The sequence below is a fragment of the uncultured Campylobacter sp. genome, assembly GCF_938045535.1.
GTDB lineage: Bacteria > Campylobacterota > Campylobacteria > Campylobacterales > Campylobacteraceae > Campylobacter_B.
This window is the reverse complement of the sequence record NZ_CALIMQ010000139.1, coordinates 1-5947: the sequence shown is the minus strand read 5'-3', so window position 1 is coordinate 5947 and position 5947 is coordinate 1. Positions and strand designations below refer to the sequence as shown.

Below are 5947 nucleotides of genomic sequence, written 5' to 3'. Positions count from 1 at the left end.
GCAGGAAAGCGACCGCATCAAGGTAATCAGCGTCGCTCCGCTCTTCGGCGAGGTCATCAGACGCGTATATCACGACGAGAGCGTAAATAGCTTGTTCAAATAAATTTTAAAATTTAAAGCGTCTGCTCGCGCTGTTTGAGTTTAGCGCGCCTCTTTGCCGCCGAAAGCAACAATCATCGTGCCCAGAGGAATGATCGCAACGCCCAAGATAATAGCTAGCGGGTTTAGCAAGGACAGCTTGGCAAGCAGGTAGATCGCCGCCACGAGCGCCGCGTAGGACAAAATTTTAAACGGAGAGAAAAACGCCCCCGCAAAATTGCTCCGAACCGCGCTCCGCTCAAGCTCGCCCTCAAAATCGTCCGCGCCTTCTAAATCATCCTTTGATCCGTCGTGCGCGGTGCCAACCCCACCCCCAAAATCGCTCATACCGTCGTCCAGCTCGCTGCTATCTACATCGCCGCCACGATTACCGCTATCTGTGCTGTCGCCCAGGTCGTTGCTCGTTCCGCCTTTCAAGTCGTCGTAACGCTCGCCTATGTCGCCTTGCGAACTATCGCCAGCTTCGTCGTTTATGCTGCCGTGTGAGTTGCCGCAAGTCTCACCGCCATTCATTTTAAATTTATCGGCGATGTGTCCCAAAGCGGTCGCGTCGTAAGCGGAGGTTTTGTCGTCGCTCTTCGTAGAATTTACGTCGCACTCGCCAGCGGCGGTTGTGCCGTACTCGGCGTATAAATTTGAACTGCGAGTAAAATTTATATCAGTGGCAGAGTCTGCGACACGCTCGGCGGCGGTTTCGTCGTGCAGGGCGTAGTTGTCATTGTTTTCGACGCAGCTATCGCCGCTTGTGAAATTTACGGCGCCTTCGGAATTTTGAGTGTTTAAAATTTCGGCGCCTAAATTTAGATCGCTAAAGCTTTCTCTCTTTAAAATCTCGCCGTCGCAAATTTTGCTATATAAAATTTTATCGCCGCCGCCTATGCTGCCTCGGTTTTCGCCGTCAAAGTTTGCGGAATTCGTATTGCTAGCGGAAGTTTCGCCGCTTATAAAACTTGCGGAATTTTTAGAGCTTTGCCGTAAAATTTCATCGTATTTACCGGCTCTTAGCTCATCTTCTATCTTGTTTCGGTAAGCGCGAAACGAAAAATATACCGCGCCGAATGCGCCCAAAAATCCGGCCTCCAAGCTAAGAAGCCACGCAAGCGCCCGCACGCCGAAAGAGCCCGTGCCGAAAAATCCGCCGCCGCAAAGCGCTAGCCCAAGCAGGACAAACGCCGCGTTTAGCGTGCAGTATATGAGCAAAAACCGTCTATTCAATCCCGCTCATCCCATTCATCGTCGTCGTCAAAATTTTTCGGATCCGCCTTGTATTTCGGATCGTCCTCGAGCTCTTTTAAGCTCGAATTTAGCGCCTTGCACGCGCGGTAAACGTTCAGAAACGCCGCTGCGATGCCGATAGCGATGCCGAACCAGAGCAGAAGCAGCGAGCCCGTGAGATGCCGCAGCCCAAGTCCGATCGCTACTCCGATGCCGATTGCTACGACGATTGAGATGCCTAGACTGATGTCGTAGGCGCCCTTTACGATTTTGTTTAAATTTTTCGTTACTCTCATCTGAAATCCGTAAAATTTTAAAATGCAGCCCTTAAAGCGCCGCCATCGCTTCATCCGCGGCGTTTAGCGCAAAGTCGATCTGCGTTTCGTTCATCGTGGCGCAGATAAAGCCCGTCTCAAACTGACTAGGTGCCAAAAATACGCCGCGCTTAATCATCTCGCCGTGAAATTTCGCAAAGCGCGCGGTGTCTGCCCGCAGGGCGCCGTCATAGTCGCGCACCTCTTCGTCTGCGAAAAAGTAGCCGAACATCGAGCCTACGCAGGCGGTTTGCAGTGCGATGCCGCGGCGATTTGCTATGGCGCAAAGCCCGTCCGTAAGCCTGCTAGCAAGCTCCCCGAGCCTTTCGTAGAGGCCGTCGCTAGCGTAAATTTTACTTAGGCTAGCGATGCCCGCAGCCATTGCGACGGGGTTTCCGCTTAGCGTGCCTGCTTGATACACCGCTCCTAGCGGACTTATCATATCCATGATTTCGCGCTTGCCCGCAAACGCCGCTACGCTCATACCGCCGCCGATGACCTTGCCGAAGGTTACCAGATCGCCGCGGACGCCGTAGATGCCGTAGCTGCCTAGCTCGCTCGCGCGAAAGCCGCTCATTACCTCGTCGATTATCAGCACGATCTTTTTCTCGTCGCACAGCGCGCGAAGCTCGGTTAAAAATTTGGGATCCGCCGGCACCAAGCCCATGTTTCCTGCGATCGGCTCGATGATGATCGTGCCGATGTCGTTTTGCGCTAGGACGTCCTTTACACTTTGTATGTCGTTGTATCTGGCTAGGTAGGTATTTTTTGCGACGTCCTGCGGCACGCCCGCGCTGCTTGCGTTACCGAAGGTGCTCGCGCCGCTGCCCGCTTTGACGAGCAGGCTGTCGCTGTGGCCGTGGTAGCAGCCCTCAAATTTTAAAATTTTATCTCGTCCGCTAAAGGCGCGCGCAAGACGAATCGCGCTCATAGTGGCTTCGGTGCCGCTGCTGGTAAAGCGGATCTTATCTAGGAAATCGAAATTTTTTAGCACGAGCGAGGCAAGCTGCGTCTCAAGCGGGCTGGATGCGCCGAAGCTTAGCCCTTTTTTGGCGGTCTGCACGACGGCGCGTTCGATGTCAGCGTCGGCGTGACCGAAGATGAGCGGACCCCAGCTCTGCACGAAGTCGAGATATTTTTTGCCCTCGACGTCGTAGATGTACGAGCCCTCGCCGCGATCTACCATAAAAGGCTCGCTGCCTACGTTACCGAATGCTCGCACAGGCGAGTCTACGCCGCCGGGGATAAGTTTTTGTGCTGCTAAAAATTCGTCGTGATTATTCATTTTTTTTCCTTCTTTTTGGGTTGATTTATCGACTTTATATATTTGTAGATGATGATGATCTCGTTTTGCGTCAGGAAGTAGCTTGGCATCACGTCGCGCGAGCTGCTGATCCCGTCGGCGAGCTCCTGAAGCGAGAGATTGTTGATCGGCGGCGCGTTTAGGGCGCGTTCGTAGTAGGCGCCCGCGGTGCGGTTAAATTCTTTATACGTCGCGATCAACGAGCCCTCGCCCTTTTCACCGTGGCACTTATCGCAGCCCACGCCGCGGGGGTTTTTATACAGCATCGCGCCGTACTCCTCGTCGGTGATGAAGCTCTCGGCTTGTGCGCCGCGAGGTAGAAAAAATATGGTCGCGTTGAAAAACAGCGCTAAAAATATTAAATTTCGCATCTTCTCGTTTCGAATTTTTGGCGCAATAATATAAAAAATGTGCTTAAATTTCATAACGTCGCTATCTTTTCAATCCCCTCGAAATAAAAGACGTTTAGCTCGTCCTGCCTGCGGTAGAGGAATTTTAGCCCGTGCGCCTTGGCGATGTTATCGACGATGTAGAGCCCTAGGCCGAAGCTTTGCTTAGCGTTCGTGCCCTTGACGAAAGCCTCTTTGTAGTAGCTAAAGTCCTTCTGCAGCGGCTCGCCGAGCGTTATGAAGTCCATCGTTTCTGCGTCTAAGCGGATTAAAATTTTACCGTCTGAGGCGTATTTTACGGCGTTATCGATTAAATTTTTCACCGCGATGCAAAAGAGCTTCAGATCGACGTTTAGGCTTAGGCCTAGCGGATTTTCCAGCGTCACGCAGCCGGGTTCGATCATTGCGATACTAAGCGCTTCTTTTAAAATTTCATCCATTGAAAAAATTCCGCGTTCGACTAACGCCGTGCCCGCGGTCGCGCGCTCGACCGCCGCAAATTCGTTGATTAGACTCTCCAGCCGCTCAAAGACCGAGATGAGACGCTCCTGATTTTTACCGTGCTCGATCATCTCGACGGCGATGCGACCCTTTGTGATGGGAGTTTTGAGCTCGTGCATTATGTTTCGCAAAAACAGATGGCGCGATTCGTTAAGCTTGTTTATCTGCGTGACCGCCTCGTAAAATGCGTGCGAAACCTCGGAAATTTCGTCGTTTCCTACGCTTACGTCCTTGATCTGAAGATCGCCTTTAGCAAATTTATCGATCTGGCGTTTGAGCTTGCGAAGGGGGCGAATTTTGCGGATGATAAAGATATACGCAAGCAGGATGATTGCCAAAATGACGCCGTAGATCGCTTTGAAAATATCGTAGCGGTAGGGCTGATAATCCTTGTCGTTTAAAAGCCGCGTCTCTCCAGCGTGAGTGATTTTTAAGTAGTGTTTGCGTTTAAAAAGCAAGATGTCCGCAGAGCCGATGTCTGCGGAGATGCTATCTAAAATTTCGGCGCCTTTAATGATCTCATCGCGCTTGGCTTCATCGCGGATGGTCGAAAACTCGAAATTTGCGACCTGGCGTTCGTATTCGACATCGCTGATGAGTTTGCTCATCTGATATAGGTTCGCGCGCGCGACGATGGAGTACTTGGAGTTTAGCTCGCGGGTGTAGTTTTGCTGATCGTAGCCGATGAGCCAGAGCAAGGCGAGCGAAACGCCCACGGCAGCGAGCGCGAAGATGAACGTGATGGTATAAAAAATCGACGATCTTACTTTCATTAAATTTATACGATCCTTAAATTTTTAAAATTTCAAAGCTTTGAAGCCGCGGGCTTGCTTTGCTTTGGCGCGCGGACCGGCGTGCGGCTTGCCCGGCTTTAAATTTACGGCGCGTCTTAAATGCGCGGCACGTAAATTTTGCTCTTCGCAAGCGGCGCTAAATTTTAAAATTTCATCGCAAAGCAAGGCGCTTTTAAATTTAACATCCACGCTTCTTTAAATTTTAAAATTTTGCCTTTTCGCCGCTCTCGGCTCTGTTTTTACGGCTCGCCCTCGCGCGTAGAACCGAACTTGCTTGCCGAATTAACGATAAAATTCCGCGCTCATTTAACCGCGTGCTAAATTTATAACTACAAAATTTTATCGTAAAATTTTAACGCTTCGGATAAGGCGCCTTAAATTTTAATAGTAAAAGCGCGCGGAGTTTATACTTGCGCTTTAAATTTCGCTGCACCAAGACCGATTAAATTTAAAGCTTTAAAACTGCGAGCATCGGAATTTCATCGCGCAAGCTCGTCCAGCGCAAGCCCGCTTACTGTATCAGCTTATAGCCTACGCCGCGGATGGCGTGGATGTAGCTAGGCGCCTTGGACGTTTCGCCAAGCTTTAGACGGATGCGGCCGATGATGACGTCGATACTTTTGCTTGAGGATTCCTCGCTTATGGAGCTGCAGTTGTAGATGAGCTCCTCGCGGGTGATCGCGCCGCCTTCCTTTTTGATGAGATACGAAAGCACGTCGTATTCGGCGATGGTGAGCGACAGGGGCTGTCCTTTGAAGCTGATGACGTGGCGGAAATCGTCCACTTCGAGGTCTTTTTTGGGCTTTGCGGCGCGCTGGATGGAGTTTATATCGTAGCGCTCGATGTGGCGTTTGATGCGCGCTAAAAGCTCTTGCGGATTATAGGGCTTTGGCAGATAATCGTCTGCGCCGAAGTCGAAGGCGTTGATCTTATCGGTCAGATCGTGGCGGGCGCTTGAGATTATGATCGGTATATCGGTATTTTTGCGGATCTCTTTGCAGACCTCAAGCCCATCCATCCCAGGAAGCGTGAGATCTAAAATCACGAGGTTGAAATTTTCTAAATTTAGCTTGGAAAGCCCCAAAAACGGATCGTCCGCGACAGTGACGCCGATGCCGAATTGTTGCAGATATTCGCTTAAAATTTCGGCGAGTTCTAAATCATCCTCTATCATTAAAATTTTAGTCATAAAAAGCCTTTGAAATTTTGCGCGGATTATAACAAAATATAGTTTATATATTTTAAAGCGGCGGGCTGGGGCGAAATTTTATAAAAATGAAGCGGGAAGGGAAGAAATTTTAAAATTTTTCAAAACCGGGCGAAATTTCAAAA

General features: G+C 50.4%; 7 protein-coding genes and 1 pseudogene. 1 reads left to right on the top strand and 7 read right to left on the bottom strand.

The window, feature by feature from the left end; all coding sequences use genetic code 11:
• Positions 1-103, top strand: a pseudogene (locus Q0095_RS04580) (ribose-phosphate pyrophosphokinase); the annotation flags it as partial.
• A 38-nt stretch (positions 104-141) separates the two neighbouring features.
• On the opposite strand, the gene Q0095_RS04575 reads toward Q0095_RS04580, so the two are convergent.
• The 7 genes from Q0095_RS04575 to Q0095_RS04545 all read right to left on the bottom strand — a co-directional run bounded on the left by Q0095_RS04575 (position 142) and on the right by Q0095_RS04545 (position 5804).
• Positions 142-1314: a hypothetical protein gene (locus tag Q0095_RS04575; protein WP_297881786.1), complete on the bottom strand. Its 1173-nt coding sequence runs from the start codon at positions 1312-1314 to the stop codon at positions 142-144.
• On the bottom strand, positions 1311-1610 hold the full coding sequence (locus tag Q0095_RS04570; RefSeq protein ID WP_297881784.1) for an AtpZ/AtpI family protein: 300 nt from the start codon (positions 1608-1610) through the stop codon (positions 1311-1313). The genes Q0095_RS04575 and Q0095_RS04570 overlap by 4 nt, the downstream gene beginning before the upstream one ends.
• Positions 1611-1641: 31 nt before the next feature.
• Complete coding sequence (hemL, locus tag Q0095_RS04565; protein WP_297881782.1) at positions 1642-2913, bottom strand: glutamate-1-semialdehyde 2,1-aminomutase; 1272 nt, start codon at positions 2911-2913, stop codon at positions 1642-1644.
• A complete protein-coding gene (locus Q0095_RS04560; protein ID WP_297881780.1) occupies positions 2910-3302 on the bottom strand; it encodes a cytochrome C oxidase subunit III in 393 nt (130 codons plus the stop codon). Before Q0095_RS04560 ends, hemL begins: the two co-directional genes overlap by 4 nt.
• A 50-nt stretch (positions 3303-3352) precedes the next feature.
• On the bottom strand, positions 3353-4594 hold the full coding sequence (locus Q0095_RS04555; protein WP_297881778.1) for an ArsS family sensor histidine kinase: 1242 nt from the start codon (positions 4592-4594) through the stop codon (positions 3353-3355).
• A 24-nt stretch (positions 4595-4618) separates the two neighbouring features.
• Entirely contained in the window at positions 4619-4804 is a 186-nt protein-coding gene (locus tag Q0095_RS04550) for a hypothetical protein (RefSeq protein WP_297881776.1), read from the bottom strand.
• A gap of 322 nt (positions 4805-5126) precedes the next feature.
• The gene (locus Q0095_RS04545) at positions 5127-5804 is read right to left on the bottom strand and encodes a response regulator transcription factor (protein ID WP_297881774.1); all 678 of its coding nucleotides are present in this window, start codon (positions 5802-5804) and stop codon (positions 5127-5129) included.
• Positions 5805-5947: the final 143 nt, after the last annotated feature.